Below are 15,868 nucleotides of genomic sequence, written 5' to 3'. Positions count from 1 at the left end.
AAAAATGGTAAAATTACATTTCCGTAAGTAATAAGAGAAGTTGATTAAATCTTTGAAAATCGAAAACACCAAATATAGTAAAAGCACGATTGACGCCAACAATATCTTGTGTTAATATGATTGTGAGATTTGTATTTGTATCTGTAGACACAGATAAGAAACGCTGGTTCCGGATCTGACCGGAAGTAAAACATTAAGGAGCCAAAAGCCTCCTGCCTTTGTAATGAATAAGGTCATTTAGAATGAAAATTTCTAAATGGCCTTTTTTTGTTGCAAAAATATGGCAGACAACAAGTACAGATCAGCAAATAAGGAAAGGAGGATCACAAAAAAACACAAGGAAACTCAGAATGCAAGGAGGGCGTTATGAAACGAAAAAAGATGGAAAAGGAGGTTGTGCACCTTCTTGAATGGATTATCGAATATCCAGGAGTATGGCAGATTGTATGTAATCCAGATGGAAAAGAAACTTCGCCTGAATCTTTTAAGATGGCATATGATATGCTGGTCAAAAAATCTCTGTTTTATCTGATACCGGTATTGTTTGCAACACATCCTGGAGAAGAATCACTGGAGATGGCGAAAAATTTATGTACGGCTGACTCTGCTGCCCGCGAGATCCGAAAAAATGGTATGGGAGCATTAGTCAAATGTATGCGGGAGCATCTGGAATGAAACTGGAAAACCTTATAAGGCTATGGGAGGACAACTATGAATAAATCAATCATGATGGGACGAGTAGTAAAAAATCCTGATTTACGCTACACACAGACAGAGAATGGTGAACTTGCAATCGCAAACTTTCGCTTGGCGGTAGACCGGAAATTTGTACGAAGAGGAGATCCGGAAGCAGATTTCTTCAGCTGTACGGCTTTTGGCCGAAAAGCAGAGTTCGCGGAAAAATATCTGTTTAAGGGGATCAAGATTCTGGTAGAAGGTCGTATGCAGAATGACAACTACAAGAATCGGGCTGGTGAAAATGTCTACGGCATGCGGCTTATGATAGAAGAGATTTCTTTTGCAGAAAGTAAGAAAGCTTTAGAATCTGGAAATGACGAACGGGAAGAACCGGAAAGAGAAACAAGGGCATCTTCTAATCGAAACCGTTCTGACCGTGCAGAAAACCAGCGTTCAGCTTCCAGAAGCACCAGAAGTGAAAGAGCAGCAGAAATGGATGACCGTGACTATGACAGGGAACGTGAAGGTGGAAGATACAGAAGCAATACCAGAACAGATGCATCGGATGACAGACAGAGATCAAATTCTGGCGGGACAAGATCCAGAGGAACTTCGGCAAGAAGCCGGGAGCGTAGTCAGGATATTGATGACCGGTACATGGAAACAGATGATGAAAAACTGGATTTTGACTGAGCAAATCATAGGAGAAAATGCTTATGATGGAGAAAATGAACAAATGGTTGTCTGCACATAAAAAGCTGTGCGTGATAACTGGAATTTTTGGTCTGTTAGTATCACCATTTTTATGGCCGGTATTTCTGGCAGTGATCATACATTCCCTTTCACTGGTCATTCCGGTTGCAGCAGGACTGTTTTTCTATGAAAAATTTATTATGAAAAAGGACAAGGAGGAAACGAATGAGAATGATGATAACAACAAACAGCAAAAGAACCATGCAGATGCCCGTAAAGTACATGCAGATGCTGAAACGACCGAGGATTTACCGAAAAATCATGAGAAGGGATCGGAAACGGTAAATTTCGATAATCAGGAGAAGCAGGCAAGATGCAGGGCACAGGCTGCCATATGGTACGAAAATGAAGGCTTTGAGCGGATCCAGGCGATTCGGAAAACTCTGAAATCTGAAAATCGAAACCGTTTTTCAGTAAACAGGGAAGGAATCTGCAGTATTTCCATTGGAAAAAGGAATTTGGAACCGAACTTCCGACGAACGAAGGCCTGGATGTGGAACTGACGGGAGACTGGAAACCCACAAAATATGGAATGCAGTATAGTGTGAGCAATTTTTCAGTAACCATGCCAACCACAAAAGAAGGTATTCGGACTTATTTGTCGTCATCCCTGATCAAAGGGATCGGACCGGCAATGGCAGCCCGCATCGTAGAAATGTTTGGGGAAGATACACTAAATGTTTTTAATGACAGCCCGGAGAAACTTCTTCAGGTAAAAGGAATTACGCAGAAACGCTTAGATGACATTTTGGAAGGATATCAAAAAAGCAGTGCCATCCGGGAACTGATGATGTATTTGTCCCCTTTTGGGGTGACTCCTGCAAAAGTATCAAAAATACAGGAGAAATTTGGTCCTTCTGCAGTTATGATCGTGAAAGAGGAGCCTTTCCGGCTCTGTGAGGTTCATAGATTTGGATTTTTGACTGTTGACCAGATTGCAGTAAAGGCAAAACATTTCCGTGCAGACGATCCCCTTCGCATTAAGGCTGCTATTTTGCATTCAGCAGGTCATACCGGTGTGGTACTTCTTTGCCGTGAGATAAGCATACGAAAATCGGAAGAAAAAGGCATTGAGGGGAAATTGAGCTGGAATTGAGAAAAAAAATATATTGTGCTTACGTTCTTCATGTACTCTTGTTGTGATTTCATTGTTTTTTATCGTATAATATGGATACTGGAGGTGGTTTGGATGAAATACAAGATTTTAGTTGTCGATGATGATAAAGAATTGGTGAAAATGCTTTGTAGTTATTTTAGTATGAAACAATATGAAACCATTACGGCTACAGATGGAATGGAAGCATTAAATAAAATAAAAATGAAACCGGATATTATTTTATTGGATATCAACATGCCACGTATGGATGGGATTGAAGTATGTCGTCTGATACGCAGTAAAGTGTTATGTCCGATTTTGTTTCTAACAGCAAGAGTTGATGAAGATGATAAAATTAATGGGTTGCTTTCGGGTGGGGATGATTATATTACGAAACCATTTAGTCTTCGGGAGTTGGAAGCAAGGATTGTCACAAACATAAAGAGAGAAGAAAGGCATCAACAAAAAACGGAATACCGTTTCATGGATGAAATGCTGATTGATTATTCTGAAAAAATAGTAGCTATAGCTGGACACAGGATGGAGTTCACAAAAATTGAATATCAGATTATTGAATTCTTATCCATGCATCCAGGGCAGGTGTTTGATAAAGAACGTATATATGCACAAGTCTGTGGATATGATGCGGAAGGGGACAGTAGAACGATAACGGAATTAGTACGGCGTATAAGGAAAAAAATAGCGGATTATTCAGAAAAAGAATACATAGAAACTGTATGGGGGATTGGATACCGATGGAAAAAATAAGAAACTTGTCACTGAAAAAAACAATTCTGCTTTATTTTGTGATCAGCTTAACGGCAGCATTTCTGTTATCTGGATTTACAGTTCATTTTGCAGGAAATATGCAGAATAAAATATGGGAAAAATATATTGATTATGCAGATTATACGGACGTGTTTCAGCAATATGGAAAGAAATACGAGATTGAGATATCAAGACCTAATCAATCGCAGATGAATCGTTTGGACTATCATCTTTCGGAAATGTGTGACTTTATAGAAACATATTCGGTACTGATTTTTTCGATTGTTGGGAGTGTTGCTGCGGTATTCTTTTTTTATAAAAATAAGTTAAAGACACCTCTACAGGAACTAAAAGATGCCTCGCAAATGATTGCAGATAATGAACTGGATTTTCATGTGTCCTATGAAAATAAAGATGAGATGGGAACTTTGTGTAAAGAATTTGAAATGATGCGAAGTGCTTTAGCAGATAACAACAGAAAGATGTGGCGAATGATTGATGACGAGAAGGCTTTGCGGAATGCAATTGCACATGATATACGTTCTCCACTTTCCATATTGCGAGGGTATCAGGAAATGCTCTTAGAGTTTGTTTCTTCTGAGAGTATAAAAACAGAGGATGTTATTGATATCTTACAAACAGGCATGTATCAGATTGACCGTATAGAGCATTTCACGGAAAACATGAGAAAAATGTCCCATTTAGAACAGAGGGAACTGCAATGCTCAGAGATTGAATTATCGGAACTGGTAAAAAAGATTGAGGCAGAAGCTGCCATGCTGTCCAAGAAGGAAAGTAAATTATGTAAGGTAGAAAGAGCGCAGGAACAAAACATTGTGAAAGTGGATGAGGAACTTGTCATGGAAGTGACAGACAATTTACTGGAAAATGCGGTTCGATATGCACAAAAAAGTATTGCTTTGCAGATAAAGAAAAAGGATGGTTTTCTTATAATTTCTGTTGAAGATGATGGAATAGGATTTGTGGATACTGAGGAAAAAGTAACAGAGCCATTTTATCATAAGAATCCACAAGATGATTTAAAGCATTTTGGCCTTGGTATGTATATTTCTCGTATTTTCTGTGAAAAGCATGGAGGAAATTTGAAAATATATAATGCCAGACAAGGCGGTGCTCATGTAGAAGCTCTTTTCAAAGCTGAATAAAAATACTTTATAAGGCTGAAATCACAAATAAAGTGATTTTAGTCTTTTTTGTTGTGAATTTATTGAGAATTGATTTGTATGATGTTGTTAAAGAAATAAAGAAAGGAAGAGACACAATGAAAACAATCATAAAAAGAAGTATACTTGATTATTTAAAGAACCCTGTTTTGTGGATTGGCTTGATTATTATAGTTGCCAGTATGTATCAATGTCTGTCACCGTATTTGCAAATTCATTATATCAAACAGAATGAACAGATCACACAAAATGACGTAGCATTGGAGGATGCTGATGTTATGAATGGGTACATTCCCACATCTGATGATAAAGAAAGAAGAAGGGAGTGGGAAGATACGATCAAAGAGACGTTAATGGACACCTCCCAAAATGGTTTTGGATTTAGCAGGCAGGAAGCAGATCATGTAATGAAAGAAATTCAGAACATGGATGTAAAGACTGCTTCTGAGTTTTTGGAATCCCAATATGGCTATTATAATGCAATATATTCTTATGAGGACCTTGAAATTCATAAGGGGACAGCAGAAGAAATCAATCATTATATCGAGCGGAAATTATCCGAACATTCTTTTTCCTGGTACTTTGCCAAAAAGTTCACGGATTTTGCAGGATTGCATATGGCCTTTTTTGCAACAGTCTTGCTATCATTTTTATTTATTCAGGATACACGAAAAAATACCTATGAATTATTACATACAAAGCCTGTTACGGCAATCCAATATATAGGCGGGAAAGTAATAAGCGGATTCTTTAGTATGTTGGGCGTATTAGTGATTTTGAATGTTATATTCTTTATGCTGTGTTTGAAAACGTCTTTAGAATCAGACTTTCCGGTAACACCAATTGATTTTTGCGTGAATTCTCTGATCTATATTGTGCCGAATCTTTTGATGATATGTTGTGTCTATACAATTACAGCATTAATATTTAAAAATCCGCTTCCGGCAGCACCAGTTTTGTTTTTACACATTATATATTCGAATATGCTGACCAAGAAGAATGATATTTATTATATGAGACCGTTCTCTATTATGGTGCGATTTCCTGGCAGGTTTTTTGAAACACATGCAGCCAAAATGTCAAATATAAATCAGATTATGCTTGTGATCTCATCTGTTATATTAGTATGTATTTCTGTTGCAATCTGGAAAAGGAGGAGGGTTCATTGAAAACGGAATTAAAAAACTGCCTGTCGTTATATAAGATTTTTTATTCATGTGCATTTATACTGATATTGTGTGTTATTCATCCGATTATATACTATGAAGAAATCGGTTCAGCAATTCAGTCTCCAATAGCATTTTTAACAATTATTTTTTGTAGTGACACATATTTGATGGAAGTAAAAAGTAAGCGTGCCGATGTATTTCATTTGTATGATCAAAAAAAACAGTTAAAAGTAATATCACAGAGAGTGTGCGTTCAAATATTATATTTATTAATACTTTCCTGTGTTGGATATGTTTTGTTTTTCTGGCAAAAACCGGGCAGTGTAAACGAAGGCGTTTCGGGCACTCAGATATTCCTTTTATTTTTCATTGCAATGTTTGGAACTATCTGGTTTTGGAGTATATGCACTGTGATTTTGTGCACATTGCTTCGAAATATGTGGGCAGGTATTGGATGTTTATTTGGAATTGTCATTGGTCTTATATCGAAAGCGGGCAGTTCATTTTTCGGAAATCTGGGATTGTTTTCTTTCAGCTTTTGTGAACCTACTCAATTAATGTCCGAGAGTTGGATTTATGGAACGCTTGTGTCTTTTATATCGGGGCTATTTTTATTTGCAGTATTACCAATGGCTTTAAAGAAAAGAGGATAGATTATGAGTATTAGAATAAATGATTTAACAGTTAGATTTAAAAATGGTGTAGTTGCAGTAAATAAGGCATCTCTTGAAATACCTAAGGGAATTTACGGACTTTTGGGTGAGAATGGTGCTGGAAAAACCACTTTGATGAGGGTTCTTACAACTGTTTTAAAACAAACGGAAGGAATGGTTTCCCTTGATGGAATTCTGTATAACGAGGGAAATTATGAGAAAATACAGAAAAAGATTGGTTATCTTCCACAGGAAATCGACTTATATCCGAATCTTACAGTGAAAGAATGCCTTGTATATATGGGAGGACTATCAGGAGTATCCACAAATGACCTCGAGCAAAGAATTACCTATTATCTGAAAAAGACTTCTCTTACAGAGCATCAGAATAAAAAAATGCGACAATTATCTGGTGGTATGAAGAGACGTGTCGGACTCATACAGGCACTTCTTAATAATCCGGATTTTTTGATTATTGATGAACCAACAACTGGGTTAGATCCGGAAGAAAGAATTAGGATCCGCAATCTTCTGGTTGATTTTTCAAAGGATAGAACGGTGCTGTTTTCCACTCATGTAGTAGAAGATTTAGCAGCAACCTGTACACAGCTTGCCATTATGAAAAAAGGAAGTTTTTTATATTCCGGAAGCGTGAGTGGATTGCTGGAAAATGCAAAGGGCTGTGTTTGGAATTGTACGGTACAAAATGCAGAAGAAGCCCGTTTGTTAGAAGCCAATTATTCTATTTCATCTAAGCAGTATGTAGAAAATGGAATTCATATGAAAGTATTAAGCAAAGAAAAGCCAAATGAGAATTGTGTCCTGGATAATGATATCACTTTGGAAGATGCGTATATTTATTTGACGAATAATCGAGAGTAAAGGATATTCGTGTAATGTGTCATGTATTATTTAATGGAAAATATCCAACCAATGAAGTATTTTCAGCATCAAACACCACTTAAGTAATAAATTAATCTTTTTGGTAAACTCAATCTCATTATCTAATAAGAAATATTTTTCTTCATTGAGATTTCAGGTCAAAATAGAAGAGGCGTAAATACTGTCCGGAAAATATTAAAAGAAATCGCCTATCAATTTCTTTTATACTTTGATAAACTATATATAATGATAAGCTAAAGAGCCTTTGAATTCCGTGGAAAAGAATACAAAAATTTTACGGAATGTTGTCTTGCGTATGGATTAAATCCAAAATCAGTAAGTTCAGCAGTATTTAAAACGAAACGTCCTCACGCAGATGTTATGGAAGAAATTATCTCTCATATGGAAGGTTGTATGCCAAAAGAAGTAACGAAAAAAGAAGAAATTTCTGAAAATCAGGTTATGTCTAAAGAAAGACACCGTGCGAAAGAGGCTTTTTTTATGAAGGGAATAAATATATCTCACTTGGACAATGTTGTGAATTCTATGGAATTAATGAATCTAGTGTACGCAGTAGAGCTTGGCGAAAAAGTGTACATGGGAAGAAGCTGTGAAATATTATATTCAAAAAAAAGAAACAGAAACACCAAAAATGCAATTCTTTTATAAAGGGAAAAAGTATAAAAGTGTTTCAGCATGTTGTGCTGAATACGGCGTTAATGCTTCCAGTGTGCGTAACCGTGCCAAAACAACCGAATGCAGCATTGAAGAATCTTTGGAACATTTCATAAAGAAAGCCAGAATGGAAACACAGCCGTCGGTATTTATTTTTAGAGACAAAACCTATAGTTCTTTGGATGAATGCTGTCTGGAATATGGAGTCAACGCTGACAGTGTATCTTCAAGAAAATATAGATTAAATTGTACTATGGAAGAATCATTGGAGCATTTTATTGAAAATAAAGATATGATTGCCGAAAGAATACAAAAATTTACATTTAAAGGAATAGAATATCGAAGTCTCCGTGCATGTTGTCAAAAATATGGTATTGATGATATATGTGTGAGACAAAGAGCACGAGATAAGAATTGTTCTCTTGAAGAATCGTTTACACATTTTATGACGAGAAAAAGGAAAAAATGTTAAGTAACCCGGAATTTGAATATCGTGGAACTGTTTATCCATCGCTTAAAGTATGCTGTGAGGAATTAGGAATAAATAAAAGCAGTGTAATTAACCGGTTATATATGTTGCGAAAAAAAACACAGCCAGAAGCAAACAACGATAAAATTCTTATATCCGTTAAAGAAGCCTGTGAGCTTACAGGACTTTCTGAGAAAACAATGAGATCATTGATGAATGAAAACTGTTTCATGGTACGGATTGGGCGCAGAACACTGATTGATAAGAAAAAATTTCAAAATTGGATAGATTGGCAGTCTTGAAAGCTTTTTTTTGTTGTGCTAAAATATATATCCAGTGCCATGCATTATCATCAGAAAGGATGGTGGTGTTATGGGAAAAAACTTAAAGGGTAAAGAATTAGGAAAAGGATTATATCAAAGAAAAGATGGACGATATGAGGCCAGAATTTTCGTTCGCGGTACAGGAAAAACGTTTTCAATTTATGGTACAAATTTACAACATCTAAAAAAAGAAAGAAATGCCTACCTTGCTAATGTTTTCCCCGGAATTGCAGGATATGATCCTAGAATTTCTGTTTCAAAGTGGTATGAAAAATGGATGCTTATTTATGTGGTGCATTCTGTTAAAGCAACCACTTTAAGTAACTATGTAAATGGTTTTGAGCGAGTAAGAGAATATATTGGTTACATGAGGTTAATAGAGGTCCGTCCAACACATATTCTTGACATGATAAAGGGACTCGAAGAAGAAGGATATGCACGTACAACGGTAATACAATCATTAAGTGTAGTCCGTCAGCTTTTCCAAAAGGCATATGGTGGAAAAATGATACCCATAGATCCAGTAGCCGATATTAAACTGCCTAAAGAAGAACCGGGTGAACTACCTGATGAGAAGATACTGCAGGAACAAGAAGCTGAAAAATGTCTTAGTATATATGACACTCATCGTTTCCTTGAGAGCTGCAAGAATACCCGGTATTATGAACTCTTTTTTATTCTTCTTCATACAGGATTACGTATAGGGGAAGCACTTGCCCTAGAATGGTGTGATCTTGACTTTAAGCATGAAAAGCTTCGTGTATACAAAACCTTAAACAGAGTTACAAAATATTATGATTCGAAAGGAAATGAACTTCCTGAAAGGTATTCTACTATTCAGATTACAACACCAAAGAAAAGTGCCAGCAATAGAAAGGTTCCATTAACGGATGCAGTGATTGCTGCTTTTATGAGCTGGAAGGAAAAACAGGATCGTGATAAAGAAAAACTGGGAAAAAACTGGGGAAAACCAAATATGCTTTTAAAAAAATATCCCGGTCTGATTTTTACAACATCTTCAGGAAGAAGTTATCTTCCATCATCAGCTCAAACAGAATGCAGGCGGATTGTTGGGATTGTTAATAAGCATGAAATTGCTCTGGCAGAAAAAGAGAACAGAGATCCGAATTTAATGGATGTTCATCCTCATATTTTCCGTCATACTTTTGTAACAAGATGCATTCAATCGGGAATGGATGCCGCTACAGTAAAGAAAATAGCTGGACACTCTGATGAAAAAATGACTAATTATTATACACACATTGAAGAAGAACATATAGATGACGAATACGAACTGTATATTCAAAAATACGGAACAGAAACCTGATTTTGCAAATGGAGATAAAATTTTAAAGAGAGGTTTAAATACTTGAGTATAGACAAAAACACTAACGAGGGAAAAAACTATCGTAATAATGTGGTCAAATCAACACTTGGGACTTCTAAAAGCCGCATAAACACTGGGTTTCCGGAGGATATTAGTGTATTATCACCGATGATGAAAGAATACATAAAGACCAAAGAAGAGTACAGCGACTGTATCCTTTTTTACCGTCTGGGCGATTTTTATGAAATGTTCTTTGAGGATGCACTGACTGCATCCAGGGAACTGGAAATTACACTTACAGGAAAAGACTGCGGACTGGAAGAGAGAGCGCCCATGTGTGGCGTTCCTTTTCATGCTGCGGAAACTTATATCAACCGGCTGATCGAAAAGGGCTATAAGGTTGCCATCTGCGAACAGGTAGAAGATCCGAAAAAAGCCAAGGGTCTTGTTAAACGAGAGGTTGTCCGCATTGTCACACCGGGAACTACTCTGGATACCATGTCACTGGACGAGTCCAAAAACAATTATCTGATGTCCATTGTCTCCATCGGAGATCATTTTGGCTGTGCAATTGCAGATATCACAACCGGTGACTGTTTTCTCACAGAACTGGATAAACCACAGAAGCTTCTGGATGAGATCAATAAGTTTACACCTGCAGAGATCATCTGCAACGACGCCTTTCTTTTAAGCGGTGTGGATGTAGCGGATCTGAAGGGGCGTCTTGGGATCTGTGTATTTGCTCTGGATCCCTGGTACTTTGACGACCAGCTGTGTCAGAAAACCCTGAAAGAGCATTTTCACGTAGGAAATCTGGAAGGTCTCGGGATCGGAGATTATGACAGCGGGATCATTGCCTCCGGTGCACTGTTCCTGTATCTGAAGGAAACACAAAAAACAGCACTTTCCCATATGGCAAGCATCCGCCCATACTCTGCTGAAAAATATATGCTCATCGACAGCTCCAGCCGTCGTAACCTTGAGCTTGTGGAAACCATGCGCGAAAAGCAGAAAAGAGGTTCTCTTCTCTGGGTTCTGGATAAGACCAAAACCGCCATGGGTGCAAGAACCCTTCGTTCTTATGTGGAACAGCCTCTGATCGATGCAGAGGAAATTGAAAAGAGACTTGGTGCCTTGGAAGAACTGAACGCAAAACCTATGGAACGTGATGAGATCCGGGAATACTTAAATCCGATCTACGATCTGGAACGTCTGATAAGTCGTATCAGCTATAAATCCGCCAACCCAAGAGATTTGGTTTCCTTTGCCTCTTCCCTGGAAATGCTGCCGTATATAAAGCAGATCCTTGCAGAATTTAAATCTCCGCTGCTTATGCAGATCAACGAAGACATGGATCCACTGTCAGACATTACCGCTCTGATCCGTAATTCCATTGCTGATGATCCGCCCCTTGCCCAGAAGGACGGCGGTATCATTCGGGAAGGTTATAACGAAGATGTGGATAAATTCCGCCGCTCCCGGACAGATGGAAAGAAGTGGTTATCTGAACTGGAAGCAAGAGAGCGAGAACGCACCGGTATCAAGAGCCTGAAGATCAAATATAACCGTGTATTCGGCTATTCCCTGGAAGTTACCAACACTTTCAAGGATCTCGTGCCGGAGAACTATATCCGCAAACAGACTCTTACCAACGCAGAGCGTTACATCACCCAGGAGCTGAAGGATCTGGAGGATCTGATCCTTGGAGCGGAAGATAAACTTTATGCATTAGAATTTGAACTGTTTTCAGATATCCGTGATCAGGTTGGAGCTGAGGTTGTCCGTATCCAGCGTACTGCAAAGGCAGTAGCGGCTCTGGATGTTTTTGCTTCCCTTGCACTGGTTGCACAGAGGAATAACTTTGTCCGGCCCAAGATCAATGAAACCGGCCTCATTGATATCCGAAATGGCCGCCACCCGGTTGTGGAACAAATGATTGAAAACGATATGTTCATTCCAAATGATACGTATCTTGACAACCACAAAAAACGTATCTCCATTATCACAGGACCGAACATGGCCGGAAAATCCACATACATGCGCCAGACAGCGCTGATCGTACTGATGGCACAGATCGGAAGCTTTGTTCCTGCGGACAGTGCGAATATCGGTGTGGTTGACCGGATCTTCACCCGTGTGGGAGCATCCGATGACCTTGCAAGCGGACAGAGTACCTTTATGGTGGAGATGACAGAGGTTGCCAACATTCTTCGTAATGCCACTTCCCGAAGTCTTCTGATCCTGGATGAGATTGGACGTGGAACCAGTACCTTTGACGGTCTTTCCATTGCCTGGGCAGTGATCGAACATATCAGCAATACCAAACTCTGCGGCGCCAAGACCTTATTTGCGACCCATTATCATGAGCTTACCGAACTGGAAGGTAAGCTTTCCGGTGTCAACAACTACTGTATCGCTGTCAAGGAAAAAGGCGACGATATCGTATTTCTGCGTAAGATCGTAAAAGGCGGAGCAGATAAAAGCTATGGTATCCAGGTAGCCAAGCTTGCCGGAGTTCCGGATTCCGTGATCCAGCGTGCCAAGGAACTGGTAGAGGAGCTCAGTGATGCAGATATCACCGCAGCTGTAAAAGATCTGACCGCTCCAAAGAAAAAGCAGAAAATCACCTATGATCAGGTAGATATGGCACAGATGTCACTGTTTGACACGGTACAGGACAATGATATCATTGAAGAGATCAAAAACCTGGAGATTGGAAATCTGACACCAATGGAAGCTTTGAATATTCTCTATAACCTGCAGAACAAAATTAAGAACCGGTGGTGATACCCTTGAAAAAAATTGCAGTTTTAGACCAGAATACCATTGATAAGATCGCAGCAGGAGAGGTCGTAGAGCGCCCCTCCTCTGTTGTAAAAGAGCTTGTGGAAAATGCCATTGACGCAGGTGCTACCGCTATTACTGTGGAGATCACAGACGGTGGAAAAAAGCTGATCCGTATCACGGATAATGGCTCCGGAATGGATGCAGAGCAGGTTCCGCTTGCTTTTCTCCGCCATGCCACAAGTAAAATTGAAAAGGTAGAAGACCTGACCCACATTGCCTCTCTTGGCTTCCGTGGTGAAGCACTTTCCAGTATTGCCGCTGTCTCCCAGGTGGAGCTGATCACAAAGACGCCTTCCGGGATCAGTGGTACCCGTTATGTGATCGAAGGCGGAAAAGAACAGTCTCTGGAGGAAATGGGGGCACCCGAGGGAACAACCTTTCTAATTCGAAACCTCTTTTACAATACACCTGCAAGAAGCAAATTCCTGAAATCCGATATGACAGAAGCCGGTTACATCAATACTCTGATGGAGCAGCTGGCGCTTTCCCATCCGGAAATCTCCTTTAAATATATCCAGAACCGTCAGGTAAAGCTTTCCAGTTCCGGAAACTACAGTGTAAAAGACGTGATCTACAGTGTTTACGGACGGGAGATCGCCAAGGCGCTTCTGGATGTTTCCTATGAAAATGATTTCATGAAGATCGAGGGCTTTGTGGGGAAACCGGAGATTTCCAGAGGAAACCGTACTTTTGAGAATTATTATATCAATGGCAGGTATGTTAAAAACAAGATCATTACCAAGGGCATTGAGGACGGATATAAGGGACTTGTCATGCAGCATAAATTTCCGTTTGTCTCCCTTCGGATCGAAATGGATGGCAATGACCTGGATGTTAATGTGCATCCCGCAAAGAGAGAGGTGCGTTTTGCCAGAGAAACCGAAGTTTATACGGCCATTTATGAAACTGTCCGCAAGGCATTGACCCACAGAGAACTGATCCCTCAGGTATCTGTGGGAAAAGACGAACCGACATCCCGCACAGAACAGATAAAGCCAGGAAATATTCCGGAGCCTTTTGAAGTAAAACGGCGTCAGGAGATGTACGGTCACCCGAACCGGACGGCAAATATAGCTTCCCATACTGCACCGGCAGCTTCTGAAGTACGTACAACGCCGGTTCCATCGATGCCTTATGATAAGTCGACAAATGGTACCGCCTCCTATGGCTCAGCTGAAACAGCTCACAGTTCTTCTGCTTCTTCTGCAGATAAATACAAACATGTGGATTCTCTGCGGGAAAACCCCGTATATGGATCACAGCCTTTTACAAAAGAAGAAGAGGAAATGTTTTCCGGAACATTAAAAGACGGAAGAAATGAAAATTCCGCTGCAGAAACAGCAGATTCTGGAGTGATTTCTGAAAAGCCTGCTGAATCGGCACCTCCTGAGGTAGACAACGAGCCGATCAAATCTCAGGAACAGGAACCGCCAAAACAGCTGGAACTGTTTGAAGAACGGCTTCTTGCTCCTGAATCCAGAAGCCGCCACAGGCTGATCGGACAGCTGTTTGACACCTACTGGCTGGTACAGTTCGAGGATAATTTTTATATCATTGACCAGCATGCTGCTCATGAAAAAGTATATTATGAGCGATTCGTAAAGCTGTTTCAGTCCCAGAACATCCAGTCCCAGTATGTAAGTCCGCCACTGATCGTTTCACTCAGCCTTGAGGAGGAGAATCTGCTGAAGGCAAACGAAAAGTATTTCCGAGATTTCGGCTTTGAGATCGAACCCTTTGGCGGAAGGGAGTACAGTATCAGTGCGGTTCCCTCCAGCCTTCTGGGAATGACAGAAGAAGAGCTGTTTCTGGAAATGCTGGACCACCTCACTGCAGACGGTTCCAAGGATGCCTTTGAAATTTTTGCCTCAAGGCTTGCGACCATGGCCTGTAAGGCTGCTGTAAAAGGCAATCATTCTATGTCGCCTCAGGAAGCTGACAAGCTGATCGATGAATTATTGACACTGAAAAATCCTTATAACTGTCCTCATGGAAGACCAACGATCATTGCCATGAGTAAGACAGAAATCGAAAAAAAATTCAAACGTATCGTGTAAGATACTTAACATAAACGGAGGAAATATATGAAAAAACCTCTTATCGTGCTTACCGGGCCTACTGCCGTGGGAAAAACAAAGCTTTCCATTGCCCTTGCAAAAGCAGTAAACGGAGAGATCATTTCCGCGGACTCCATGCAGGTTTACCGCCACATGGATATCGGTTCCGCCAAGATCACGCCGGAAGAAATGGATGGCGTCCCACATCATCTGGTGGATGTACTGGAGCCAACAGAAGATTTTAACATTGTTCTTTTTCAGCAGATGGCAAAAGATGCCATGGACAAAATTTATGACAAAGGCCGGATTCCGATCCTGGTAGGCGGCACAGGATTTTATATTCAGTCTGTGACCAGAGATATTGATTTTACCAGCTCCGACCAGGATGAACATTACCGCAGTGAGCTGGAAGAACTGGCAGAGCAGAAGGGGCCTGCATTTCTCCATGACATGCTTGCCAAGGTCGATCCCAAGTCAGCCAAAGATATCCATGAGAACAATGTCAAGCGGGTGATACGTGCCCTGGAATTTTATAAACAGAACGGTACCAGGATCTCCGAGCATAATGAAGAACAGAAGGAGCATACCAGTCCCTATGCACTGGCTTATTTCGTCCTGAACGCACCACGCCCCCTTCTCTATGAACGCATTGACACAAGAGTGGACGAAATGCTGAAAAACGGTCTGACAGAAGAAGTTAAAAAACTTCGGGAGCTTGGCTGCCACAGGGGAATGGTTTCCATGCAGGGGCTTGGCTATAAGGAAATCCTGGACTGGATGGACGGAAAATATTCTTATGAGGAAGCCGTACGGGTCCTGAAACGTGACACCAGACACTTTGCCAAACGTCAGCTTACCTGGTTCCGCAGAGAAGGCGAGGTAACCTGGGTAGATAAAAATAACTTTGATTACGATGACAGCAGGATCCTTTCCTACATGCTTTCTGTATGCAGGGAAAAGGGAATCCTCCATGCCAAATAAAATAAA

The 15,868-nt window shown here is 40.1% G+C and carries 16 protein-coding genes; all 16 read left to right on the top strand.

Features of this window, described 5'->3' with window-relative positions:
• Nucleotides 1-366: 366 nt before the first annotated feature.
• Complete coding sequence (locus MUB50_RS05695; protein ID WP_015525087.1) at nt 367-675, top strand: hypothetical protein; 309 nt, start codon at nt 367-369, stop codon at nt 673-675.
• A 36-nt stretch (nt 676-711) separates the two neighbouring features.
• The gene (gene ssb / locus MUB50_RS05690) at nt 712-1,371 is read left to right on the top strand and encodes a single-stranded DNA-binding protein (RefSeq protein WP_244790423.1); all 660 of its coding nucleotides are present in this window, start codon (nt 712-714) and stop codon (nt 1,369-1,371) included.
• Nucleotides 1,372-1,394: 23 nt separating this feature from the next.
• Nucleotides 1,395-1,934, top strand: a complete 540-nt coding sequence (locus MUB50_RS05685; RefSeq protein WP_244790421.1) for a hypothetical protein — start codon at nt 1,395-1,397, stop codon at nt 1,932-1,934.
• A complete protein-coding gene (locus tag MUB50_RS05680; RefSeq protein WP_244790419.1) occupies nt 1,925-2,527 on the top strand; it encodes a helix-hairpin-helix domain-containing protein in 603 nt (200 codons plus the stop codon). The genes MUB50_RS05685 and MUB50_RS05680 overlap by 10 nt, the downstream gene beginning before the upstream one ends.
• A 93-nt stretch (nt 2,528-2,620) precedes the next feature.
• The gene (locus tag MUB50_RS05675; RefSeq protein WP_118516246.1) at nt 2,621-3,295 is read left to right on the top strand and encodes a response regulator transcription factor; all 675 of its coding nucleotides are present in this window, start codon (nt 2,621-2,623) and stop codon (nt 3,293-3,295) included.
• Complete coding sequence (locus tag MUB50_RS05670; RefSeq protein ID WP_244790417.1) at nt 3,283-4,461, top strand: sensor histidine kinase; 1,179 nt, start codon at nt 3,283-3,285, stop codon at nt 4,459-4,461. The genes MUB50_RS05675 and MUB50_RS05670 overlap by 13 nt, the downstream gene beginning before the upstream one ends.
• A 116-nt stretch (nt 4,462-4,577) precedes the next feature.
• A complete protein-coding gene (locus MUB50_RS05665; RefSeq protein WP_244790415.1) occupies nt 4,578-5,648 on the top strand; it encodes an ABC transporter permease subunit in 1,071 nt (356 codons plus the stop codon).
• Complete coding sequence (locus MUB50_RS05660; protein ID WP_244790413.1) at nt 5,645-6,301, top strand: transporter; 657 nt, start codon at nt 5,645-5,647, stop codon at nt 6,299-6,301. The genes MUB50_RS05665 and MUB50_RS05660 overlap by 4 nt, the downstream gene beginning before the upstream one ends.
• Before the next feature lie 3 nt (nt 6,302-6,304).
• Nucleotides 6,305-7,183 carry an ATP-binding cassette domain-containing protein gene (locus MUB50_RS05655; RefSeq protein WP_244790411.1) on the top strand — a complete coding sequence of 293 codons (879 nt, stop codon included), beginning with the start codon at nt 6,305-6,307 and terminating at the stop codon, nt 7,181-7,183.
• A 381-nt stretch (nt 7,184-7,564) separates the two neighbouring features.
• Entirely contained in the window at nt 7,565-7,852 is a 288-nt protein-coding gene (locus MUB50_RS05650) for a hypothetical protein (protein ID WP_244790409.1), read from the top strand.
• Nucleotides 7,794-8,330 carry a hypothetical protein gene (locus MUB50_RS05645; RefSeq protein WP_244790408.1) on the top strand — a complete coding sequence of 179 codons (537 nt, stop codon included), beginning with the start codon at nt 7,794-7,796 and terminating at the stop codon, nt 8,328-8,330. The genes MUB50_RS05650 and MUB50_RS05645 overlap by 59 nt, the downstream gene beginning before the upstream one ends.
• The gene (locus MUB50_RS05640; protein ID WP_244790406.1) at nt 8,324-8,629 is read left to right on the top strand and encodes a helix-turn-helix transcriptional regulator; all 306 of its coding nucleotides are present in this window, start codon (nt 8,324-8,326) and stop codon (nt 8,627-8,629) included. The genes MUB50_RS05645 and MUB50_RS05640 overlap by 7 nt, the downstream gene beginning before the upstream one ends.
• Nucleotides 8,630-8,699: 70 nt before the next feature.
• Nucleotides 8,700-9,977, top strand: a complete 1,278-nt coding sequence (locus MUB50_RS05635) for a tyrosine-type recombinase/integrase (RefSeq protein ID WP_244790404.1) — start codon at nt 8,700-8,702, stop codon at nt 9,975-9,977.
• Between the two features lie 168 nt (nt 9,978-10,145).
• Nucleotides 10,146-12,764, top strand: a complete 2,619-nt coding sequence (gene mutS / locus MUB50_RS05630) for a DNA mismatch repair protein MutS (RefSeq protein WP_118624914.1) — start codon at nt 10,146-10,148, stop codon at nt 12,762-12,764.
• A 5-nt stretch (nt 12,765-12,769) separates the two neighbouring features.
• Nucleotides 12,770-14,881 carry a DNA mismatch repair endonuclease MutL gene (gene mutL / locus MUB50_RS05625; RefSeq protein WP_244790402.1) on the top strand — a complete coding sequence of 704 codons (2,112 nt, stop codon included), beginning with the start codon at nt 12,770-12,772 and terminating at the stop codon, nt 14,879-14,881.
• A 27-nt stretch (nt 14,882-14,908) separates the two neighbouring features.
• On the top strand, nt 14,909-15,862 hold the full coding sequence (miaA, locus tag MUB50_RS05620; protein WP_118515493.1) for a tRNA (adenosine(37)-N6)-dimethylallyltransferase MiaA: 954 nt from the start codon (nt 14,909-14,911) through the stop codon (nt 15,860-15,862).
• Nucleotides 15,863-15,868 lie beyond the last annotated feature (6 nt).

This window comes from Blautia sp. NSJ-140, from assembly GCF_022868965.1.
Lineage (GTDB): Bacteria > Bacillota > Clostridia > Lachnospirales > Lachnospiraceae > Blautia_A.
Note: the sequence above shows the minus strand (reverse complement) of the source record. Positions and strands in the feature narration are given on the sequence as shown.